This window comes from Pseudomonas anguilliseptica (assembly GCF_900105355.1).
In the GTDB taxonomy this organism is placed as follows: Bacteria; Pseudomonadota; Gammaproteobacteria; order Pseudomonadales; family Pseudomonadaceae; genus Aquipseudomonas; species Aquipseudomonas anguilliseptica.
Genome location: NZ_FNSC01000001.1, coordinates 1,960,399 through 1,980,507 on the forward strand (window position 1 = coordinate 1,960,399; position 20,109 = coordinate 1,980,507).

Here is a 20,109-nt window from a genome sequence, read left to right on the forward strand (position 1 = left end):
CGTTAAGCGAACTCACAGGCCACCGATCCTTCGCCGTCCAGGGTGGCGTGCACACGTTGCAGGTTTTCGCCGCTGGCCATGGCGTCGAGCAGGCGGTCGACCACCAGCGGTTGCAGGTGTTGGTCAATCAGGTGATCGATCAGGCGTGCGCCGCTGTCGCTGTGGCTGCAGCGTTCGGCCAGATTCTCCAGCAGGGCAGGGGCGTAGCTGAACTGCAATTGGCGACGTTGCAGGCGCTCAGCGAAGCGCTCCAGCTTGAGACCGACCAGTTCGTTGAGCACCTCGCCATTGATCGGGTAGTACGGCACCACGCGCATACGGCCGAGCAGTGCCGGCTTGAAGTGCTGGGTCAGGGGCGGGCGAATCGCTTGCTCAAGGTCTTCCGCATCCGGGCGCTGGCCGCCCTGGCAGAGGCTGGCGATCCGCTCGCTGGCCAGGTTGCTGGTCATCAGGATCAGCGTGTTGCGGAAGTTGATCTCGCGGCCTTCGCCGTCGTTGGCCACGCCCTTGTCAAAGATCTGATAGAAGACGTTCATCACGTCCGGATCGGCTTTTTCCACTTCATCGAGCAGCACCACCGAGTAGGGCTTCTGCCGCACGGCTTCGGTGAGCATGCCGCCTTCGCCGTAGCCGACGTAGCCGGGTGGTGCGCCGATCAGGCGGGAGACGGTGTGCTTCTCCTGGAATTCGGACATGTTGATGGTGGTAAGGAAGCGCTCGCCGCCGTACAGCAGATCCGCCAGGGCCAGGGCGGTTTCGGTCTTGCCGACGCCGCTGGGGCCGACCAGCAGAAACACGCCGACCGGTGCATCGGCGCGATTGAGGCCAGCGGCGGTGGCACGCATCGAACGGTCCAGGGCGGCGATGGCTTGCTCCTGGCCGCGCACGCGCAGGCCGAGGTCGCGGGCGAAGGTCAGCACTTTGTTGTTGTGCTCGCGGGCCAGCTGGCTCAGCGGCACGCCGGTCCAGTGGCTGATCACTTCGGCCACCAGGCGTGGGCAGACTTCGAAACTGACCAGGCGCTCATTCACCTGAGCACTGGCCAGCTCGGCTTGCACGGCGCGCAGTTCGTCTTCCAATTGCTCCAGCGGCACGGCCTGGCCGTCGCTGTCTTCCGGTTTGGCTTCGGCTTCGCTCGGGTTCTGGCGCAGGCTGGCGCACTGCTTGCGCAACTCCAGCAGACGTTCGGCCAGTTCGCGCTGCACCGACCAGCGGGTTTCGATCTGCTCAAGTTCAGCGCGGGCCTGGCTCAGGCGCGCTTCGAGCTGTTCGAGGATTTCGCTGTCGATCTGCAAACCGGCTTGTTTGTCGCGGCCCATGGCTTCGCTCTGCCGTTCGCCTTCGGCAATTTCACCGCGCAGACGCTCCAGTGCCTCCGGTGCAGCGGCCAGGCTGATGCGCACGCGGGCGCAGGCGGTGTCGAGGACATCGACGGCTTTGTCCGGCAGCTGACGGCCAGCCAGGTAGCGCGCCGACAGTTCGGCGGCGGCGACCACGGCGTCATCACGCAGGTAGATGCCGTGGCTCTTCTCATACACTGGCGCCAGGCCGCGCAGAATGGTCACGGCCTCTTCGACTGTTGGTTCGTGCAGTTGCACGGGCTGGAAGCGCCGGGCCAGGGCCGGGTCCTTCTCGAAGTACTTCTTGTATTCGCTCCAGGTGGTGGCGGCGATGGTGCGCAGCTCGCCACGCGCCAGGGCGGGCTTGAGCAGGTTGGCTGCGTCGCCGCTGCCGGCCTGGCCGCCGGCACCGATCAGGGTGTGGGCTTCATCGATAAACAGGATGATCGGCTTGGGCGAGCCTTTGACCTCATCGATTACGCCTTGCAGGCGGCGTTCGAACTCACCTTTGACACTGGCGCCGGCTTGCAGCAGGCCGAGGTCCAGGCACAGCAGTTCGACACCCTTGAGCGCGGCGGGTACCTCACCAGCGGCGATGCGCAGGGCCAGGCCTTCGACGATGGCGGTCTTGCCGACACCGGCTTCGCCGACCACGATCGGGTTGCTTTTACGGCGGCGGGCGAGGATGTCGATCATCTGGCGGATCGCGCCATCGCGGCACAGCACCGGGTCGAGCTTGCCGTCACGGGCCTGCTGGGTAAAGTTGTGGGTGAAGCGCGAGAGGTTCGACTCACCACTGGCTGCTGGCTTGCCAGCGGTGGTTTGCGGCTGCTGGGCCAGGGCGAATTCGCGCAGGCGTTCGGCATTCAGCTTGGCCAGCAATGGTTGGTAATGGCTGCCGGCATAGCGCATTGGGTTGCGCAGCAGGGCGAGGATTAGCGCGGCTTCATCAACCTGGCTCTGGCCGAGCTCCAGGCTGGCGACTAACAGAGCATCCTGCAGCCATTGCACCAGTTCGGTGGCAAATATCGGGTTGCGCGATTCACTGTGTTCGCCACGCGGTTGTAGGGCGCGGGCCAGCTCGCCGGCGTCCACTTCGGCATCCTGCAGTGCGCGGGGCAGCAAGCCTTCCGGGCGCTCAAGCAGGCCGAGCAGCAGATCTTCGACGAGAATCTTGCTGCCGCCGCGAACCACGCAGCGCTCGGCGGCGCATTCCAGGTCATGTTTGCTGGCCGCGTCGAGGGCTTGAACCAGTTGCTGTAAATCGACGTTGATCATCTTCATCAATCCTTAATGAGCTTTGCTGCCGAGGGTGACCACGCCGTCGGCGTTGTCACGCCCCAGCCAAGTGGTCCAGCCCAGCAGGCAGGGGGTGTCCGCGCCGAGGCGCAATTCGCGTATTTCGTCCTGGCGCAGTTCCAGGCGGATGTCGTAATCCAGCGGGTCGCGCAGGGTGAAGCGCACCAGCGCGCAGAGCGGTTGGTAGCCGCTGCCGATGGGCAGAAATTCATGGAGGCGATCCCAGTTCAGCTGGCGTACATGGATGCGGAACTTGCCGCCGCGGTCACGCACGAACTCGCCGAGCACCAGGCTTTCACCCAGCTGGCTGTTGGCCTGGCCGAGGCGGTTGCGCTGCTCACCGAGGATTTCCACCTGACGCTCCAGGCACTGCTCGATATGCAGGTCGGCATGCTTGAAGTAGTAACGCAGCACCGACTCGATCAGCGCCGCCGAGTGGGCACGCAGACTGAGCAGGCCCAGATAAGGCAGCAGGCGCTTCCAGTTCAGCTCCTTGGCCTGGCGAATGGTTTCCCCGCCTAAGCCGATCAGGGCAAACAGGTGTGCGGAGAACGCGTCGACCGCGCCGCTTTGAAAGCGGGTGTGGTAGCGGTATTTCTGCCAGGTTGGCAGTAGCAGACGCTGCAGGCGGTTGTTGAACAGGTCGAGGAAGTCGCGGGTCGGGTTGCCATCTTCACTGTCACCCAGCGCTTGCTCACCGTAGAACGCTGGCAGTGGTGAGCCGGCACCAAACAGGCTGACCAAGTTGATGCGCAGGCGCGCGCGCAGCTCGCCGTGCTCTTCAAAGAACTGCACGCGATCAATATCGCTACCGGGGAACCCCATGCTCGGGTTGGCCTGCAGTTCCAGTCGCTGATACAGCGCCTCTTCATCCAGTTCAGGATGAGCGGCGTGCAAGCGTTCCAGCACCAGCTGCACACCCTGGAACAGGCTGTACTCGCGGATGCCCCGGCTAAGCCGGTTTAGAGCAGGGGCTGTAGCCCCATGCGCGGCGTCCATTGGTACACCTCTCCCTGTGTGCTCTGTACGCGCAGCTCGTGGTACGAGTTCAAGCTGGCATACAGGGCGAAAAATTCATTGAGTACGGTGGCGAAGAGAAACAGGTCACCCTCACCCACATAACCCTCGGGGTTGATCGTCAATTGCGTACGTACACCGCGCACCGGCAGGCCGCGATGCAGTCGGTCGACGTGCTGGTGGCTGATGCTTTTCAGGCCGTCGAGCAGGCGCTTGCTGACCTTCTCCGCGTGCTGGTCGTAGTAGCGCGGCAGGTCGTAGGTTTCGAGAATTACCTTGAGTGCCTCGACGTTGGCCAGCGACAGGTAGTTCAGCGACATGTTGCTGATCAGTTTCCACAGAAAGTCGCGATGCAACGGCGGTGCATAGCTCGGCGTGACTGCGCTGATATTGCGGAAGGTGAGAAACTCCGGGGTGTCCTCGCAGGGCATGCAGATATCACCGAGGCCCAGCTGACGCGGCAGGTTCTGGTTGGTGCAGGTCAGCTCGATGGATAGCGTTTCATGCTGATCGAGGTTGCGTAGGCCAAAGCTCAGGTAGGTTTCCAGGCCGTCGCCAAGCAGCGACGGTTGCTGGCGCACGCTGTAGTGCGGGCGCGCCAGGGGCACGTCGAAGCTGGCGTCGTGCTCGAAGGATTCGAACGGCACGTACTCTTCGTAACCCTTGCCGCCAGGCTTCCAGCCGGTGACGCGATCCACCGAGAACACCCCGCAATGCTCGGAATCGAGCTCCGAGGGCAGCAGCAGGTATTGATCCTGCTTGCCGTCGAGGCGAATCGGGATAGCGTCATGGGCGAACAGGTTGACCACCGGCGTGCAATACAGCCGCACGTTATCCAGGGTCGGGCGGATACGTTGCACGCCGGCTTTGTGGATATCGAAACGCAGTTCGATGCCACGCGCCTGTTTGAGCACGTCTTCTGGGACGCGCTTGAGTGCATCGATGCCGAGCAGGTCGACAAACAGGAACTTGTCCTGGAAGGCGAAGTATTCCTGCAGGTAGCGGTAACCGCGGAAGGTATTCAGCGGGTAGGGGATCAGCGCTTGATCTTCGGCAAAACCGACAGGTTGGACATTGCTGCTGGGTAGGCCCAGGGGATCCAACGGCCGGCCTAAGGTGTCCTGCAGCGGCTTGCCAGCTGCATCGAGCAGCACCAGCTGCACGCCGCCGAGATGGCGCAACAGGCTGAGGAACAACAGCTGGCTGATATAGCGTTCGCCAGCCAGGTGTAGGCGCAACTGCTTGAGGTTGAGCTCGCCAAGGTGGCCGTCTGCAGTCATGCCCAGGAGCAGGCTGAGCATCGCACCATCGCCCTTGACCGAGTAATCCAGGCCATTGAGCGCCAGCGGCAGCACTTCGGTGGCAAAGGCAGTGCGGAAACGGCAGGTCACGCCCTGGATCGGCTTGGATTCTACCGGCGTATGGCGAGGCACCAGCAAGGCACCGCCGGGGCGTTTGAGCGGGTCGAACTGCAACATGCTGAACGCTGGCAGCGGACGCATATAGTTCGGCCACAGCAGGTGCATCAGCGAGTGGGTCAGCTCCGGCAGTTCGTCATCAAGCTTCTGCCGCAACCGCCCAGTGAGAAAGGCGAAACCTTCCAGCAGTCGCTCGACATCCGGGTCGCGCCCGCTCTGCCCAAGAAACGGCGCCAATGCCGGGCTGCGCTCGGCAAACCGCTTGCCGAGTTGGCGCAGGGCGGTGAGTTCGCTCTGGTAGTAGTGGTTAAAAGACATTCAAGGTGCTCATCCGTGGGCGTTGATCATGGACACAGAGTCGTGTCGCTGATTCTCCAGTTGTATATAGCGTTGCCTCTGCGCTCGTGGTGCGAGCGTTCGAGCAGGGCTAGGAAACGTGGCTTGTCCAGCGAGTGGGAGCGGCCATTCGCGGCGATATTGAGGCGATAGGTGTCCGGGAAACTGTTCTGCAACTCGTCGTCGAAGGAGATATAGGACAGCACTTCGGTGACTTCACCCGGCGCCAGGAGTTGGTCCTGTACGAAAGGTTCTTTGGCATTGGAGTATTCGTGGGTGGTGATGCTTACCGGGTAGGCGCAGGCGTTCTCGAAGTCGGCAATAAACACCGTTTTCGATTGCGCGGTGCAACCTCCGAGAACGAGCAAGCAGAGCAGAGCAAATGGCTTAGTCATGGAACTGCACCCGCGTTAGCCACAGCAAGCCCTTGACGTCTTGTTCCGAGGCAACGGAGCGGCTCCAGAAATTTTGGTATCCAGATGGGCCGCTGGGGTAGTCGGAGTGGTAGTGCATCACATCAATTTCCCCGCTGCCCGGCACTGGGTGGTTTTCCAGCGGGGATTGGGTCAGCACTGTGGAGGTTTTCTTGTGGCTCCAGGAATATTTCGGGACCAGCCCGCGGTCGCCGTATTTGTTAAGGATTAGATGACCCACTTCATGGGCGGCAGTGTGCTCAAAATCGCCGTCGGCGAAATCCGCCGGGTATCTCGCGGCGCTCCAGAAACCCTGGTTGTGATAGATCTTCTTGAAGATGGCAAAGCTGGTGGAGCGGCAGAAGTCGGCATCGAGCGCCTCGATCAAGGGAAAGTTCTTGGCGCTTGGCTCGGCGTTCACGTCCGCCACCACTGTCACTTTGTAGGCGCCCTTGGCTGTTTGGATTGCTGCGCCTATACCTGGCGCACGACTGCCATTACGCGACCAGTAGCGTTCGATACCGGCCTTGGCCATGGCCTTGAGTTGGGTAAAGGTTTTCGCCGTCAGCTTGGCGTCCTTGCCCGACACGCCGCCATCGGAAAAACTCGGCCGAACGGTGATCTCGACTGTCTTGGCGTTGCGGTCGATGCGGGCGTCGACCCAGCGGATTTCTTCCGCCGAGTTGTCCAGGCGCAGCTCGGCGATCTGGCGCTGACCGCCTTTATGAGCGGTCAGGCGGATGCAGAGGTTCGGGCTCTTCAGCACTTGGGTATCCAGTACCCCGGCCATGTCGTAGCCGTCCCACTGCCACGGATGTTTGCCTGCAGGTAGCAATGCAGAGGTATCCGACTCGGAATAGAGAAGTGTGCTGCCGTCGAAGACTTCCAAGGTCAGGCTGTCCGCCGCTTGCTTGCGGTTGTCGACGAGGAAATCAATGCTTTCCTGGTTCTTCGTCGTCGCGCCAGCGAGTTCGTCGTAGTCCGGGATTTCCAGTGGGGTCAGCAAATGGTTGCCGCCCGACTTGAGCTTGAGGCGGTAGTCCAGCTCAATGGCCTCCTGCTTGGCGTTATTCGCCTGGCTGGCAGTCGCGGCAGCTACCGGGGTTGTGCTCGCCGCGGCAGTGGAGGATGTACCGCCACCGCCACCGCCACCGCCACCGCCACCGCCACCGCCACCGCCACCGCCGGATGCGGCTTTCGGCGCAGCAATCGCTGCCATCGTCAGGGCTGCAACGGGGCTGACGGCAGCGCCGCCGCCACTGGTACCGATCAGCACCGTCCCCGAACCCGCGATCACCGGATTGCCATGGTTGCCCACGGTGCCGAGCACGGTGGCCGGTTTGCCGTTGATCAGCACGGTGGGGATGACCGCGCTGGCCAGGGTGCTGCCGCAGCCGGTCGGGTCGCCCATGCGCGCAGCGGGCAGGTTGTCGAACAGCACGTCGGGGGAGCCGGCGACAATCGGATTGGTGCCGTGGCCGGGAATTGGGCAGGCAGTAGGGTCGCTGGCGCGGGCTGCGGGTTTACCGGACATGGGCTCTCCTTAATTGACCTTGACCTGTCCGCTGCCGTCCAGGCGCGCGGAGAAACTGACTTGGCGTTTAAAACCGTCGACTTCCAGTAGGCCTTCGATGGCAAAGGCCAGGCTCAGCGGGTTGTTGTCGCGCGGCAGGGAAATCACCCGCACGTCGCTTAAACGCGGTTCGTACGCTTCGATAAAGCGTTCGATGGCAATACGCGCCTGCTGCAGCGAATCGTGCAGCGACAGGCGCATATCGTTGAGATCGGGCAACCCGTAGTCCGGCAGCGTTTGCACGCTACCGGCTCGGGTGCTGAGCATTTTCGCCAGATGAGTCGCCACGGAGGCCATTGCGGCGACCTCGCGGCTCCAGCCAGCGCGCTGGCTGGCTTCACCGCCGAGGCGCTCGAATAGGCTTCCGTAGCTCACTGGGTGTTACTCCTTGTCCAGCTTGCCAACTAAGGACAGGGTGAAATCGGCACCCATGTACTTGAAGTGCGGACGCACGTTGAGGCTGACGCGGTACCAGCCTGGCTCACCATCAACATCACTGACGATCACTTGCGCGGCGCGCAGCGGACGACGGCTACGGACTTCGGAGCTTGGGTTTTCCTGGTCAGCAACAAACTGACGGATCCACTTGTTGAGTTCCAGTTCGAGGTCAGTGCGCTCTTTCCACGCGCCGATCTGCTCGCGCTGCAGCACTTTCAGGTAGTGAGCCAGACGGTTGATGATGAACATGTACGGCAGTTGGGTGCCGAGTTTGTAGTTCAGCTCAGCGGTTTTGCCTTCTTCACTGATGCCGAAGAACTTCGGCTTCTGCGTCGAGTTGGCGGAGAAGAACGCGGCGTTGTCGCTGCCTTTGCGCATGGTTAGGGCGATAAAGCCTTCTTCGGCCAGTTCGTATTCACGACGGTCGGAGACCAGTACTTCGGTCGGGATCTTGGTTTCAATCTCGCCCATGCTTTCGAAGTGGTGCAACGGCAGGTCTTCTACTGCGCCGCCGCTCTGTGGGCCGATGATGTTCGGGCACCAGCGGAACTTGGCGAAGCTGTCGGTCAGTTTGGAGGCGAAGGTGTAGGCGGTGTTGCCCCACAGGTAATGCTCGTGGCTGTTGGCGACGTTTTCTTTGTAGACGAAGGTCTTCACCGGGTTGTCTTCCGGGTCGTACGGGTTGCGCAGCAGGAAGCGCGGTACGGTCAGACCAACATAGCGGGCATCTTCTTGCTCGCGGAAGCTCTGCCATTTGGCGAACTGCGGGCCTTCGAAGTGATCCTTCAGATCTTTCAGGTCCGGCAGGCCGGTGTAGCTTTCCAGGCCGAAGAACTTCGGACCGGCAGCGGCGATAAACGGCGCGTGGGACATGCTGGCGACACTGGCAACGTATTGCAGGGTCTTGACGTCCGGCGCGCTCGGGTCGAAGAAGTAGTTGGCGATCAGAGCAGCGACCGGCTGGCCACCGAACTGGCCGTATTCGGCGGTGTAGATGTGCTTGTACAGGCCGGACTGCATGATTTCCGGGCTGTCCTCGAAGTCATCGAGCAGATCTTGCTTGGAGGCGTTGATGATCTCCAGCTTGATGTTTTCGCGGAAGTTGGTGCGATCCACCAGCAGCTTGAGGCCGCGCCAGGAGGATTCCAGCGCCTGGAATTCGGCGTTGTGGAGGATTTCGTCCATCTGCCGGCTGAGCTTGGCGTCGATCTCCGCGATCATGCGGTCGACCATGGCCTTTTTCACCGGCTCATTTTCGTTCTGCGGCTTCAGCAACTCTTCGATAAAGGCCGACACGCCACGCTTGGCGATGTCATAGGCTTCGTCGTCCGGAGTCAGTTTGGTCTCGGCAATGATGCGGTCGAGGATGCCGAGGTCGGCGGCGCTGCGACCGCTTTCTACTGCTGCACTAGTGCTCATGAATTAGCTTCCTTGTTAATTGAATCAGGAGTCCAGCTTGCCTTGGGCAGCCAGGCCGAGTTCGCCGAGTACGCGGTCACGCGAGTCGTCGTCAGCCAGCACGCTTTCGATGGCCTTGCGGAAGGCCGGGGCATTGCCCAGTGGGCCTTTCAGAGCCACCAGGGCGTCGCGCAGTTCCATCAGTTTTTTCAACTCAGGGACCTGGTCGACGACATTGGCCGGGTTGAAGTCCTTCATCGAGTTGATGCGCAGCTGCACGGCCATGTCGTCGCCTTCAGCGTCGTCCTGCAGACGGTTAGGCACGGCGAAGGTCAGGTTGAGTTCCTGCTTGGCCAGCACTTCGTCGAAGCTGTTCTTGTCGATGCTGATCGGCTTGCGGTCTTCGATCTTGCGATCGTCGGCGCGCTGGGTGAAGTCACCCAGAACCATCAGTTTCAGTGGCAGTTCGATCTCTTCCTGAGCACCGCCAGTGGCGGGTTTGAAAGTGACGTTGATGCGTTCCTTGGGGGCTACCGAGCCTTCTTTGGCCATGGTCATTCTCCGTTACGGTTATGGCCCGAGGGCCTAGTCCAGTACCACTTCAAGATCGAGGTGGCACAACCTGCGGTAGATCTCTTCCTTGCTTTCACGCACCGCGTGGTTCTGCGGCAACAGCTCACAACAGCTGTGCAGCATGCGCAGTACGTCCAGGGCGAGATCGGGTTCCCAGTCGCCGAGGCCGGTGGCCTGTAGCGTCTGGTCGAGCGATTCGAGTTGGGTCTTGGCCAGTTCGTATTTCTTTGCGCTGTAGCACAGGCGCGCCAGGGTCAGCTGCCAGAAGAAGCGTTCACGGCCGCCGCGCGCCTTGGCCAGGCCGAGCTTGAGTTGCTGCACGGCGGATTTCAGGCCGTCCTTGCGCAGCTTGGGCAGGGTTTCCTGCAGGGCGATATCCCAGGCCGGCAGGCTGTTGCCGTCGTTGGCGACTGGGGCGTTTTCGCTGACCGGCGCCTGTACATGCGGCATTACGTGGGAGCTGAGCCAGGCCCGGGTCTGTGCATCGGCGAAGGCGCTGCCGTCGTGGAAGCGCAGTTCTTCCAAGCCGCTCATGCGCTGCATAAACAGTGCGAGCTGGATTTCCACTTCACGCATCGCCTGCTCGGCGTCCAGTTCGTGCAGGCACTGCCAGACGAGATGCTGGCCGTCGAGCCAGAAGGGCGCGCGGGCGATGCTGGCTTCCAGGTCGACCAGCAGGTCGGCGTATTGGCCGTTCTGGTAGCGCTCCTGATAGCTGGCCAGCTTGTCGGCAGGTAGACCGCGCAGCGCGGTGATCTGTTCGGCGTTGCGTTCCGGCAGGCTGTCGATGGGCAGCCAGAGCAGGGTGCGCGCCAGGCGCAGGGCGCGCAGGTCGCTGGCTTTCTGTTTCAGCCAATAGGCGCAGAGCGGACGGGCCTGGTCTTGCAGGCTGCGCAGGCTCTTGTGCGCTTCCTTTTCACTTTCCACCGGTGCGCCAGGGGTGAGCATCTGGCTGGCGGCCTGTTTGACCTGGGCAATCGCCGCGCCGACGGAACCGGGCTCCGGCTGACCCTGGCTGGCGCGCTTGACCAGCTCATCCAGGCGCCGGCACAGCGGTAGCAGCAGCGGTGCATCTTCGCCCAGGTGCTCGGCCAGGCAGGCTTCCAGAGCGCGCAGTTGCTCGGCCAGGCTGCGGAACAGCGCCAGTTGTTCGCCAATCGGTACATGTTCGGCCAGCGCCTGCTCCAGGCGAGGAATCAGCCAGCTGATGGCGGCGGCGCGGGTGCGCTGTTTGCGCGGATGCAACTCGACCCAGTGGTTGAGGCACAGGTAGTGCAGCAGGCTGAAACCGGCTTGCAGGCCGGGGAAGGATTCACGCTGGTAAAGCCCCCAGATCAGCCAGGCGGCAACGCGCAAATCCTTGGAGTGGGCGCTGAGCAGTATCTCGCTGTTTTCGCGGACCTTTTGCCAGTCGATCGCCGCCGTTTCGTACAGTGCGGTGGCCTTGCCCAGCTCGTTTTCGAGAACTTCATATTCCGTGGAATAACGCACGTCATTACCGGCAAAGTTCCCTTCATTTATAGGAAGTTTGGCCAGCTCTAAATAATGAGCAGTGAGTTTGTTTGAATAGGTCATTCCATGACTCGATTATCGCTGCGGGTAACTTCGGAGAAGCCGGTGAAGCTTGCGAAGATCATCTTGCTGCGCTGTGGGTGCGCAAGAAGTTGCGCGCGTCCTAGTGAGGTGGGCATCCTAGCCCTATGAAGAGTGTCGGACAACCGTTGAAAGTATGAAATATGTAACAGTGAGAGATATTCGACGATTATTAACTGGAACGATAGTTCCTAAAAATTATGAGTGTTTCGTCACAATAAGAAGGGCCTGAAAAGTTATGTCGGGATATGGCTCTATATATGTAAGTAATTGCTTGCTGGCAAATTAGTGGCGCGTCACAGAAGTTGTCTGATTACTGCGAGTTAGTGTGACGTAGTGCAGGTTCTGCCGGGTTGGCCTGTGACCGCAGTGCTACGGCCGAGCCCGGACGAGCTCGGCGCGGGGAGGGGGTAAACCGTTGGTCGGTTAATCGCGGCAGGATTCGGCCCAGAGACTCACATCGAGCTGATGCTGCTCACCCGCCGCCAGTACACGGATATCGTCCAGTACGTTGGCGTGTTCGATACACAGCATGCCGGGCCAGGCATCGGCGGCGAATTGCGAGAGGCGTTGCGCCTTGTCGATCCAGGGGTTCCACAGTACGGCCGAGTTTGAGCCACTGCTGTGCAGCTGGATGCGCCGCCGCCAGGCGCGGTCAAGGATGCTCAGCTGCGCCGGGGTGTTCAGGTAGATGCGGTCGGTCTCGCCGCTGAAGTGCAGCAGGCCGTCCTGCTGGCGTTGCTGCCAGTCTTCCAGGGTTTCGATATAGCGGCAGCCGTGCAGGCCTTCGACCGCGACGTGGCGGATATCGCTGACGGCAAAGTAGCTGTGCAGCGCCTGGCTGATGGCCAGCGGCGTTTCGCCCAGGTTGCGGCTGCTCAGTTGGATATGCAGGCGCTCGTCCAGGCGAATGCTCAGGCGCAGTTCGGCGGTGTGGGGCCAGTCGATCAGCGGTTGGGTGGCGCTGTTGTAGACGAATTCCAGCTGGACGCCATCATCGTGCTGATCGATGCCTTGCAGCTGCCAGTCAAGGTTGCGTACCAGGCCGTGGGCGGGTGCAGTGTCGGGCTGCAGGTGCATGCTTTGTATGGCCTGCGGGTTGCGTTGCAGGCTGCCAAACCATGGCCAGCACACCGGCACGCCGCCGCGCACGCCTTGGCCGCGCTTGTAGGCCGCTTGCCCGCTGAGCCAGATCAGCGGCGGCTGGTCATCTTCCTGATAGCTGAGTATCTGCGCGCCTTGCTGGCTGATCAGCAGTTCGCGGGCACCAACCCGTGCGCGCCAGCAGGTCAGCTCATCCAGCTCAAGGCGTTCAACGTGGGATCTGGCCATCGGTGTACTCGTAGAGATAGGGATTAAAGAAGGCTATTGGAGCCCAGCTTGCGCGCAGAAAGCAAAACGCCCGTCAGTGACGGGCGTTCTGTGGCTGGAGTCAGGCTTACTTGCCGTAGACCTGTTCCGGCAGCCAGGTGATCAGTCCCGGGAACTGGTAGGCAATCACCAGCAGCAGGATCTGGATCAGGATAAACGGCAGCGCACCTTTATAGATGGTGCTGGTGGGTACCGAGGCCGGGGTGACCCCGCGCAGGTAGAACAGCGCAAAGCCGAACGGCGGAGTCAGGAAGGACGTCTGCAGGTTCAGTGCGATCATCACGCCCAGCCATACCGGGTCCAGGCCCATGGCCAGCAATACCGGACCGACAATCGGCACCACCACAAAGGTGATCTCGATAAAGTCGAGGATAAAGCCGAGCAGGAAGATCACCACCATTACCAGGAAGAACGCGCCGAGCACGCCGCCAGGCAACTGAGCAAAGATGTCCTCGATCATCGCCTCGCCGCCGAAGCCGCGGAACACCAGGGAGAACAGCGAGGCGCCGATCAGAATGAGGAACACCATGGCGCTGATTTCGGTGGTGCCGTAGGCCACTTCGCGCAGCTGGCCGAAGTTCAGCTTGCCCTTGTAGAAGGCCAGCAGCATGGCACCGAGGGCGCCGAGTGCAGCGGCTTCGGTGGGGGTGGCGTAACCGGCGAGGATCGAGCCGAGCACCGCGCCGATCAGCAGCAGCGGCGGTGCCAGGGCGTTGATCAGCTTGCCCCATTCGATCGGGCCCAGTTCTTCCTGCGGCAGCGCTGGCAGCTTCTTCGGCTGGAAGATTGCCACGCCAATGATGTAGGCGATATACAGCCCCACCAGCAGCAGGCCAGGTAGCAGCGCACCGACGAACAGGTCACCGACCGAGACGGTTTTGGGCGAGAAGATGCCCATCTTCAGCTGCGCCTGTTGGTAGGCGCTGGACATCACGTCACCCAGCAGCACCAACACGATGGACGGCGGAATGATCTGCCCCAGGGTGCCGGTGGCGGCCAGGGTGCCGGTGGCAATCGCCGGGTCATAGCCACGGCGCAGCATGGTCGGCAGGGCCAGCAGGCCCATGGTCACCACGGTGGCGCCAACGATACCGGTGGAGGCCGCCAGCAACGCGCCGACCACACACACGGAAATCGCCAGACCGCCGCGCAAGGTGCCGAACAGCCGCGACATGGATTCGAGCAGGTCTTCGGCGACCCTGGACTTCTCCAGCATCACTCCCATAAACACGAACAACGGCACCGCCAGCATGGTCTGGTTGTTCATGATGCCGAACAGGCGGTTGGGCAGGGCGCTCAGGTAGCCGCCATCGAAGGTGCCAGTCAGAATGCCGATGCCGGCAAACAACAGTGATACGCCGCCCAGAGTGAAGGCCACCGGGTAGCCAGCCATCAGGGCCGCGCAGATGCTGATAAACAGCAGAATCGCCATCAATTCAGCCATGCTTCACCTCCGCGCTTTGCAGGCGGCCGGTGAGGATATTGGCGAATTTGATCAAGTCGGAGATTCCTTGCAGGAGCAGGCTGACCACCAGCACCAGGATGATGCTCTTCTGCAGGTAGACAAATTTCAGGCCGCCCGACTCGCTGGAGCCTTCCAGGGTTGCCCAGGAATTGCTGACGTAATCCCAGCTGGCCCAGCCGAGGAACAGGCACACCGGTAGCAGAAATAGCAAGGTGCCGAGACTGTCGACCAGGGCTTTACGTTTGGCGCTGAACTTCTGATAGAAGATGTCGACGCGCACGTGGCCGTTGCGTTGCAGCACCCAGGCGGCAGCACCCATGAATACCAGCGCGTGGCTATACAGCACAGCTTCCTGCAGGGCGGTGGCGCCAATGCCGAAACCGTAACGCAGGATCACCACGATGGCGGTGCCCAGCACCAGAAACAGCGTCAGCCAGGCACAGGCCTTGCCGAAACGGGCGTTGAATGAGTCGATCAGATGAGCAAGGCCGAGCAGCAGAGGCGGTTTATCGGACATTATGAGTCCTTATGGTTATGGGCTTTGTGGGCAGGCAAGCCGGCGATTCTAGGCAGGCCCGGGCACGTGCGGCAATGGCACTACAACTTTAGTCGTATCCGCTAGGCTTGAGAGTCACTTACCCCTATGTTACTCAGGCGCGGTGGGTCCGCAGCGATCCTGTGGTCAGACCACTACAACAATAAAGGAGCTTTGCATGAAACGTCGTCAAATTCTCGCAGCAGCCGGCGTAGGCCTTGCAGCCACGGCACTGGCCGGCTGCAAACAAGAGGCTGAAACCGCTGGTAAGCCCCAAGAAGGCGCGAGCAGCCAAACTTTCAACTGGAAAATGGTTACCTCCTGGCCGAAGAACTTCCCTGGCGTAGGTGTCGGTGCTGAGCGCTTCGCCAAACTGGTTGATGAAATGAGCAACGGCCGCTTGAAGGTCAAGGTCTATGCCGCTGGAGAGCTGGTGCCGGCACTGGAAGTGTTCGATGCAGTGAGCCGCGGTACCGCCGAGATGGGCCACGGTGCGCCTTACTACTGGAAAGGTAAAGTGCCGGCCGCGCAGTTCTTCTGCGCTTCGCCATTTGGCCCCAATGCTCAGGAAATGAACGCCTGGCTGCACCGTGGTGGCGGTATCGAGCTGTGGGAAGAGGTGTACAAGCCGTTCGGCGTGCTGCCGATGGCCTGTGGCTCAACCGGCGTGCAGACTGCCGGCTGGTTCAACAAGGAAATCAACTCGGTTGAGGACTTCCAGGGCCTGAAGATGCGCACCCCGGGCCTGGGCGGCGAAGTGCTGACCAAGATGGGCGGTACCGTGGTCAACATGCCGGCCGGTGAGATCTTCACTGCGCTGCAAACCGGCGCCATCGACGCCACCGAGTGGATTGGCCCATACAACGATCAGGCCCTGGGCCTGCACAAAGCCGCCAAGTATTACTACACCCCGGGCTGGCAAGAGCCGAACGTCACCTTCGAGCTGGATATCAACATCAAGGCGTGGGAAACCCTGCCGGCGGATCTGCAGGCCATCGTTCGCGCCGCTGCGCGTGATGTGAACGGCGACATGCTCGACGATTACAACGGGAAGAACATGGAAGCCCTGGAGCAGCTCAAGGGCGAGGGCGTGGAAGTGCGCCGTCTGCCGGACGAAGTGTTGGCCAAACTCAAGGAAGTGGCCGCCGAAGTGGTCGACACCAGCGCCGCCGCCGATCCGGTAGCAAGCAAGGTGTGGGCGCAGCAGAAGGCTTATCTGCAGCGCCTGTACGAATACGCCGAGCTGAACGAGAAGGACATCTACAATATCCGCGGCTAATGCCCGGGGTTCCAAGGAATGCCGGCTTATGCCGGCATTCTGCGTTTCGGGCACAGGGAAAAGCGCAATCCGGGTTAACCGGGGCCGTTTAAGGTCGTTCTACACCGTGGCGATCGCCGCGGTGCGAACAGGGAGCCATGTATGAAGGTCGTCACTCGTCAACGTTATGCCGTCGCCTTGCAGCAAGTCCTCGACTGGCTGTTGGCGCATCTCGACGAGCCGATGGATTTCTATCGCCTGGCCGACGAGGCCTGCCTTTCGCCGTTCCACTTCCACCGCGTGTACCGCGGGCTGACCGGCGAAACCCCGCAGGACACCCAGCGGCGCATGCGTCTGCACCGGGCCGCGGTGGCCTTGTGCGGATCGTCGCAAGGCATTGCCCGGCTGGCCCGCACGGCCGGCTATGGCAGCGTGCAGGCCTTCAGCCGAGCTTTCCGCGAGGCCTATGGCGAAGCGCCCACGGCGTACCGGGCGCGCACGCAGGCGGTGGCTCCCCTGACTTTCCCGCCCTTTCAGGAGCATACAAACATGTATCAGGTGGAAATCCGTACCCTCAGCCCACAATCCGTCGCCGCCATGGCTCATTGCGGCAATTATCAGGCTATTGGCGAAACCTTCGAGCGGCTCAACGCCTGGGCCGCAGGCCAAGGGCTGGCGGTCGCGCAGAGTCGTTCATTCGGCATCTACTATGACGATCCGCTGTCGCAGCCGGTCGCTTCACTACGCGCCGACGCCTGTATCGAGGCGCCCGAGAATCTGATGCTGAGTGCGCCGCTGCGCCGTCTGCAGACTCCAGGCGGGCGGTGTGCGGTGCTGGAGTTTGTCGGTCCCTACGCCGAGCTGGATCAGGCCTACCACTGGCTATATAGCCAATGGCTGCCAAATTCCGGCGAGCAACCCGGAGAAGCGCCCTGCTTTGAGGAATATCTGAATGATGTGCGCAGTGTGCCGCCGGCCCAGTTGCGTACGGCGATTTGTATTCCGCTGGCGGGTTAGTTCACTGCAGTCATGCTCGGAGCGGGCTATGCCCGTTCCGATGCAGCCCCTCCGCTCGGTTTCAGCTGCGCTTGGGCACCGGGCGCGTGCGGCCGCTGCCGTCGATGGCGACAAACACGAACACCGCCTCGGTGACCTTGCGCCACTCGCTGGACAGCGGATCGTCGCTCCACACTTCGACCAGCATCTGGATCGAGCTACGGCCGACTTCCACGGTTTGCGTATAGAAGGACAGTTGTGCGCCAACCGCTACCGGCACCAGGAAGGCCATGCGGTCGATGGCCACTGTGGCTACGCGGCCGCCGGCTACCTTGCTGGCCATGGCGGTGCCGGCCAGGTCCATCTGCGACACCAGCCAGCCGCCGAAAATATCGCCAAAACCGTTGGTTTCACGTGGCAATGCGGTGATCTGCAAAGCCAGGTCGCCTTGCGGGATGGGGTCTTCCTGTTCGAAATCGTGCATCGGATAGGCTCGCGGCGCGGTTGTTGTTATTGGCGCGGTGCAGGGCTTGGCGGTGGCGGCGAGTCAGGCTCTGCGGCTATCGCGGGTAGGCCCAGCAGGCCCGCGGGAGTGCGGGCGCAGCGAGTATAGCGACTCTGCAGTCGCAGGGCGACCATGGCACTTGGCCGCCTGGGCTTTGCACCTCAGTTCATCGACTGCAGCAAAACATGGGTTGCATTCATCTAACTGTCACATTGCTTACATACAGTCGTCACGCGGCCTACAGATACTTGGCCCCGTTCAATCCAACACTAGTCTGCTAGGGAAACCCTGAAGAAGACTTCCTGAATTTGGCAAAATACCTGAACTCCACCCGCCGAGTTTTCCGATGAAGCAGATGACCTTCGCCGACGCCGAGTACGCCGGCAAGCGCAAGCAAACCCGCAAAGAGCTGTTCCTGATCGAGATGGATCAGGTTGTGCCGTGGAAGGGTTTGATTGCCTTGATCGAACCGCATTACCCCAAGGGTGAAGGCGGACGTCCAGCCTATCCGCTGATGGCGATGTTACGGGTTCATTTGATGCAGAACTGGTTCGGCTACAGCGACCCGGCGATGGAGGAGGCTCTGTACGAGACCACCATCCTGCGCCAGTTTGCGGGTCTGAGCCTGGAGCGCATTCCCGACGAAACCACCATCCTCAACTTCCGCCGATTGCTGGAGAAACACGAACTGGCTGCGGGCATCTTGGCCGTCATCAATGGCTATTTGGGTGACCGCGGTTTGTCATTGCGCCAAGGCACCATCGTCGATGCCACGCTGATCAATGCGCCGAGTTCGACCAAGAACAAGGACGGTAAGCGTGACCCGGAAATGCACCAGACCAAGAAGGGAAACCAGTATTACTTCGGCATGAAGGCGCACATCGGCGTCGATGACGAGTCGGGTTTAGTGCATAGCGTGGTCGGCACGGCAGCCAATGTTGCAGACGTTACTCAGGTCGACAAGCTGCTACACGGCAAAGAAAACATGGTGGGTGCCGACGCGGGTTACACCGGCGTAGAGAAGCGGCCAGAACATGAAGGCCGTGAAGTGATCTGGCAGATCGCAGCCCGCCGCAGTACGTACAACACGTTGAGTAAGCGCAGCGCGCTGTACAAAGCCAAGCGCAAGATCGAGAAGGCCAAGGCGCAAGTTCGCGCCAAGGTCGAGCACCCGTTCCGGGTGATCAAGCGTCAGTTCGGTTATGTGAAGACGCGTTTCCGTGGCCTGGCCAAAAACACCGCACAACTGGTAACGCTGTTCGCCCTGTCGAACCTGTGGATGGCCCGTCGACATTTGCTGACGAATGCAGGAGAGGTGCGCCTGTAATGTGGGAAATGACCGCTGCGAGGTGCTCGCGGCGGCCAGAAACACCGAAATGAGCGGATGACTTGATCGTTTTTGATCAGTTTTCCGCTTTCAAAATCAGCGGAGGCTGAAGTTGACCGGAAATACAGGGCTACTTCAGACCATCCCTAGGAGTAAGGCATGAAACTTAAGCGTTTGATGGCGGCCATGACTTTTGTCGCCGCTGGCGTGGCTACCGCCACTGCGGTTGCTGCTGTCGATCCGGCTCTGCCGAGCTACACCAAAACTTCCGGCGTGTCGGGCAACCTGTCCAGCGTTGGCTCCGACTCCCTGGCCAACCTGATGACGCTGTGGGCTGAAGAGTTCAAAAAGGAATACCCGAGCGTCAACATTCAGATCCAAGCCGCCGGTTCTTCCACCGCGCCACCGGCTATGACTGAAGGCACTGCCAGCATGGGCCCAATGAGCCGTGCGATGAAAGATGCCGAGATCCAAGCGTTTGAAGAGAAGTACGGCTACAAGCCGACAGCCGTACCGGTGGCTATCGATGCCCTGGCAGTGTTCGTGCACAAGGACAACCCGATTAAGTCCCTGGACATGGCTCAGGTTGACGCAATCTTCTCCAGCACCCGCCTGTGCGGTGGCGCCAGCGATATCAAAACCTGGGGTGACCTGGGCATGACCGGCGAGTGGGCTGCCAAGCCGATCCAGCTGTTCGGTCGCAACTCGGTATCCGGCACCTACGGCTACTTCAAAGAAGAAGCCCTGTGCAAAGGCGACTTCAAGGCCAACGTCAACGAGCAGCCGGGTTCGGCTTCCGTGGTGCAGTCGATCTCCAGCACCATCAACGCCATCGGTTACTCGGGCATCGGCTACAAGACTTCCAGCGTGAAGACTGTACCGCTGTCGAAGAAAGGCGGCGAAGCTTTTGACGCCAACGAAGAAAACGCCCTGGCTGGCAAGTTCCCGCTGGCTCGCTTCTTCTACGTTTACGTCAACAAGGCGCCGAACAAGCCGCTGAGCCCGCTGGATGCTGAATTCATCAAGCTGGTGCTGTCCAAGCAAGGTCAGGAAGTGGTCGTAAAAGACGGCTACATCCCACTGCCGAGCAAAGTGGCTGCGAAAACCCTGAAGGAACTGGGTCTGGAGTAATCCTGGTACAGGCAAGGACGCCTAAGTAAGTCGCACGCCCGCCTTCGTTTACGACAGGTGGGCGTTGCTTTGTCCAAGCGTTGTAACTTTTCTGTCATATAAGGCGGCTAGAGTTGGCGCCTC

Annotated in this window: 17 protein-coding genes; 4 read left to right on the forward strand and 13 right to left on the reverse strand. The window is 61.1% G+C overall.

All coding sequences use genetic code 11. The annotated features are described in order from the left end of the window. Positions 1–2: 2 nt before the first annotated feature. From tssH to BLW24_RS09485, 12 genes are all read right to left on the reverse strand, one after another. Positions 3–2,624 (reverse strand): type VI secretion system ATPase TssH, encoded by a 2,622-nt coding sequence (gene tssH / locus BLW24_RS09430; RefSeq protein WP_167360349.1) that lies wholly within the window; start codon positions 2,622–2,624, stop codon positions 3–5. Between the two features lie 6 nt (positions 2,625–2,630). Then, on the reverse strand, positions 2,631–3,638 hold the full coding sequence (gene tssG, locus BLW24_RS09435) for a type VI secretion system baseplate subunit TssG (protein ID WP_090379603.1): 1,008 nt from the start codon (positions 3,636–3,638) through the stop codon (positions 2,631–2,633). Further along, a complete protein-coding gene (gene tssF, locus BLW24_RS09440; protein ID WP_090379606.1) occupies positions 3,602–5,392 on the reverse strand; it encodes a type VI secretion system baseplate subunit TssF in 1,791 nt (596 codons plus the stop codon). The genes tssG and tssF overlap by 37 nt, the downstream gene beginning before the upstream one ends. A 26-nt stretch (positions 5,393–5,418) precedes the next feature. After that, positions 5,419–5,805 (reverse strand): hypothetical protein, encoded by a 387-nt coding sequence (locus BLW24_RS09445; protein WP_090379609.1) that lies wholly within the window; start codon positions 5,803–5,805, stop codon positions 5,419–5,421. Beyond that, a complete protein-coding gene (locus BLW24_RS09450) occupies positions 5,798–7,357 on the reverse strand; it encodes a PAAR domain-containing protein (protein WP_090379612.1) in 1,560 nt (519 codons plus the stop codon). Before BLW24_RS09450 ends, BLW24_RS09445 begins: the two co-directional genes overlap by 8 nt. 9 nt (positions 7,358–7,366) lie before the next feature. Next, positions 7,367–7,771 carry a type VI secretion system baseplate subunit TssE gene (gene tssE / locus BLW24_RS09455; RefSeq protein ID WP_090379615.1) on the reverse strand — a complete coding sequence of 135 codons (405 nt, stop codon included), beginning with the start codon at positions 7,769–7,771 and terminating at the stop codon, positions 7,367–7,369. A gap of 6 nt (positions 7,772–7,777) precedes the next feature. Beyond that, positions 7,778–9,253, reverse strand: coding sequence for a type VI secretion system contractile sheath large subunit (gene tssC, locus BLW24_RS09460; protein ID WP_090240793.1), 1,476 nt, complete (start codon positions 9,251–9,253; stop codon positions 7,778–7,780). Between the two features lie 24 nt (positions 9,254–9,277). Continuing rightward, positions 9,278–9,784, reverse strand: a complete 507-nt coding sequence (gene tssB / locus BLW24_RS09465; RefSeq protein ID WP_090379617.1) for a type VI secretion system contractile sheath small subunit — start codon at positions 9,782–9,784, stop codon at positions 9,278–9,280. 33 nt (positions 9,785–9,817) lie between these two features. Then, positions 9,818–11,380, reverse strand: a complete 1,563-nt coding sequence (gene tssA / locus BLW24_RS09470; RefSeq protein ID WP_090379620.1) for a type VI secretion system protein TssA — start codon at positions 11,378–11,380, stop codon at positions 9,818–9,820. Between the two features lie 444 nt (positions 11,381–11,824). Continuing rightward, positions 11,825–12,730: a D-hexose-6-phosphate mutarotase gene (locus BLW24_RS09475; protein ID WP_090379623.1), complete on the reverse strand. Its 906-nt coding sequence runs from the start codon at positions 12,728–12,730 to the stop codon at positions 11,825–11,827. A gap of 106 nt (positions 12,731–12,836) precedes the next feature. Next, the gene (locus BLW24_RS09480; RefSeq protein WP_090379626.1) at positions 12,837–14,213 is read right to left on the reverse strand and encodes a TRAP transporter large permease; all 1,377 of its coding nucleotides are present in this window, start codon (positions 14,211–14,213) and stop codon (positions 12,837–12,839) included. Beyond that, complete coding sequence (locus BLW24_RS09485; protein ID WP_090379629.1) at positions 14,206–14,751, reverse strand: TRAP transporter small permease subunit; 546 nt, start codon at positions 14,749–14,751, stop codon at positions 14,206–14,208. The genes BLW24_RS09480 and BLW24_RS09485 overlap by 8 nt, the downstream gene beginning before the upstream one ends. 196 nt (positions 14,752–14,947) lie before the next feature. Between BLW24_RS09485 and BLW24_RS09490 the strand changes: the two genes are divergently transcribed. Next, entirely contained in the window at positions 14,948–16,048 is a 1,101-nt protein-coding gene (locus BLW24_RS09490) for a TRAP transporter substrate-binding protein (RefSeq protein ID WP_090379632.1), read from the forward strand. A 141-nt stretch (positions 16,049–16,189) separates the two neighbouring features. Next, a complete protein-coding gene (locus BLW24_RS09495) occupies positions 16,190–17,044 on the forward strand; it encodes an AraC family transcriptional regulator (protein WP_090379635.1) in 855 nt (284 codons plus the stop codon). Positions 17,045–17,105: 61 nt separating this feature from the next. On the opposite strand, the gene BLW24_RS09500 is transcribed toward BLW24_RS09495, so the two are convergent. Next, positions 17,106–17,507 carry an acyl-CoA thioesterase gene (locus tag BLW24_RS09500; RefSeq protein ID WP_090379640.1) on the reverse strand — a complete coding sequence of 134 codons (402 nt, stop codon included), beginning with the start codon at positions 17,505–17,507 and terminating at the stop codon, positions 17,106–17,108. A 367-nt stretch (positions 17,508–17,874) separates the two neighbouring features. Here BLW24_RS09500 and BLW24_RS09505 point away from each other — a divergent pair, with 367 nt between their 5' ends. Further along, positions 17,875–18,855 carry an IS5 family transposase gene (locus tag BLW24_RS09505; protein ID WP_090375775.1) on the forward strand — a complete coding sequence of 327 codons (981 nt, stop codon included), beginning with the start codon at positions 17,875–17,877 and terminating at the stop codon, positions 18,853–18,855. A gap of 159 nt (positions 18,856–19,014) precedes the next feature. Continuing rightward, positions 19,015–19,986 carry a PstS family phosphate ABC transporter substrate-binding protein gene (locus tag BLW24_RS09510; RefSeq protein WP_090379644.1) on the forward strand — a complete coding sequence of 324 codons (972 nt, stop codon included), beginning with the start codon at positions 19,015–19,017 and terminating at the stop codon, positions 19,984–19,986. Positions 19,987–20,109 lie beyond the last annotated feature (123 nt).

Bases quoted from the DNA above. Each gene is read 5' to 3' on its own strand.
- tssF (WP_090379606.1), bottom strand. From the start codon at position 5,392: ATGTCTTTTAACCACTACTACCAGAGCGAACTCACCGCCCTGCGCCAA.
- tssB (WP_090379617.1), bottom strand. From the start codon at position 9,784: ATGGCCAAAGAAGGCTCGGTAGCCCCCAAGGAACGCATCAACGTCACT.
- BLW24_RS09505 (WP_090375775.1), top strand. From the start codon at position 17,875: ATGAAGCAGATGACCTTCGCCGACGCCGAGTACGCCGGCAAGCGCAAG.
- tssC (WP_090240793.1), bottom strand. From the start codon at position 9,253: ATGAGCACTAGTGCAGCAGTAGAAAGCGGTCGCAGCGCCGCCGACCTC.
- BLW24_RS09485 (WP_090379629.1), bottom strand. From the start codon at position 14,751: ATGTCCGATAAACCGCCTCTGCTGCTCGGCCTTGCTCATCTGATCGAC.
- BLW24_RS09510 (WP_090379644.1), top strand. From the start codon at position 19,015: ATGAAACTTAAGCGTTTGATGGCGGCCATGACTTTTGTCGCCGCTGGC.
- tssG (WP_090379603.1), bottom strand. From the start codon at position 3,638: ATGGACGCCGCGCATGGGGCTACAGCCCCTGCTCTAAACCGGCTTAGC.
- BLW24_RS09450 (WP_090379612.1), bottom strand. From the start codon at position 7,357: ATGTCCGGTAAACCCGCAGCCCGCGCCAGCGACCCTACTGCCTGCCCA.
- tssH (WP_167360349.1), bottom strand. From the start codon at position 2,624: ATGAAGATGATCAACGTCGATTTACAGCAACTGGTTCAAGCCCTCGAC.
- BLW24_RS09495 (WP_090379635.1), top strand. From the start codon at position 16,190: ATGAAGGTCGTCACTCGTCAACGTTATGCCGTCGCCTTGCAGCAAGTC.
- BLW24_RS09500 (WP_090379640.1), bottom strand. From the start codon at position 17,507: ATGCACGATTTCGAACAGGAAGACCCCATCCCGCAAGGCGACCTGGCT.
- BLW24_RS09445 (WP_090379609.1), bottom strand. From the start codon at position 5,805: ATGACTAAGCCATTTGCTCTGCTCTGCTTGCTCGTTCTCGGAGGTTGC.
- BLW24_RS09480 (WP_090379626.1), bottom strand. From the start codon at position 14,213: ATGGCTGAATTGATGGCGATTCTGCTGTTTATCAGCATCTGCGCGGCC.
- tssA (WP_090379620.1), bottom strand. From the start codon at position 11,380: ATGACCTATTCAAACAAACTCACTGCTCATTATTTAGAGCTGGCCAAA.
- BLW24_RS09475 (WP_090379623.1), bottom strand. From the start codon at position 12,730: ATGGCCAGATCCCACGTTGAACGCCTTGAGCTGGATGAGCTGACCTGC.
- BLW24_RS09490 (WP_090379632.1), top strand. From the start codon at position 14,948: ATGAAACGTCGTCAAATTCTCGCAGCAGCCGGCGTAGGCCTTGCAGCC.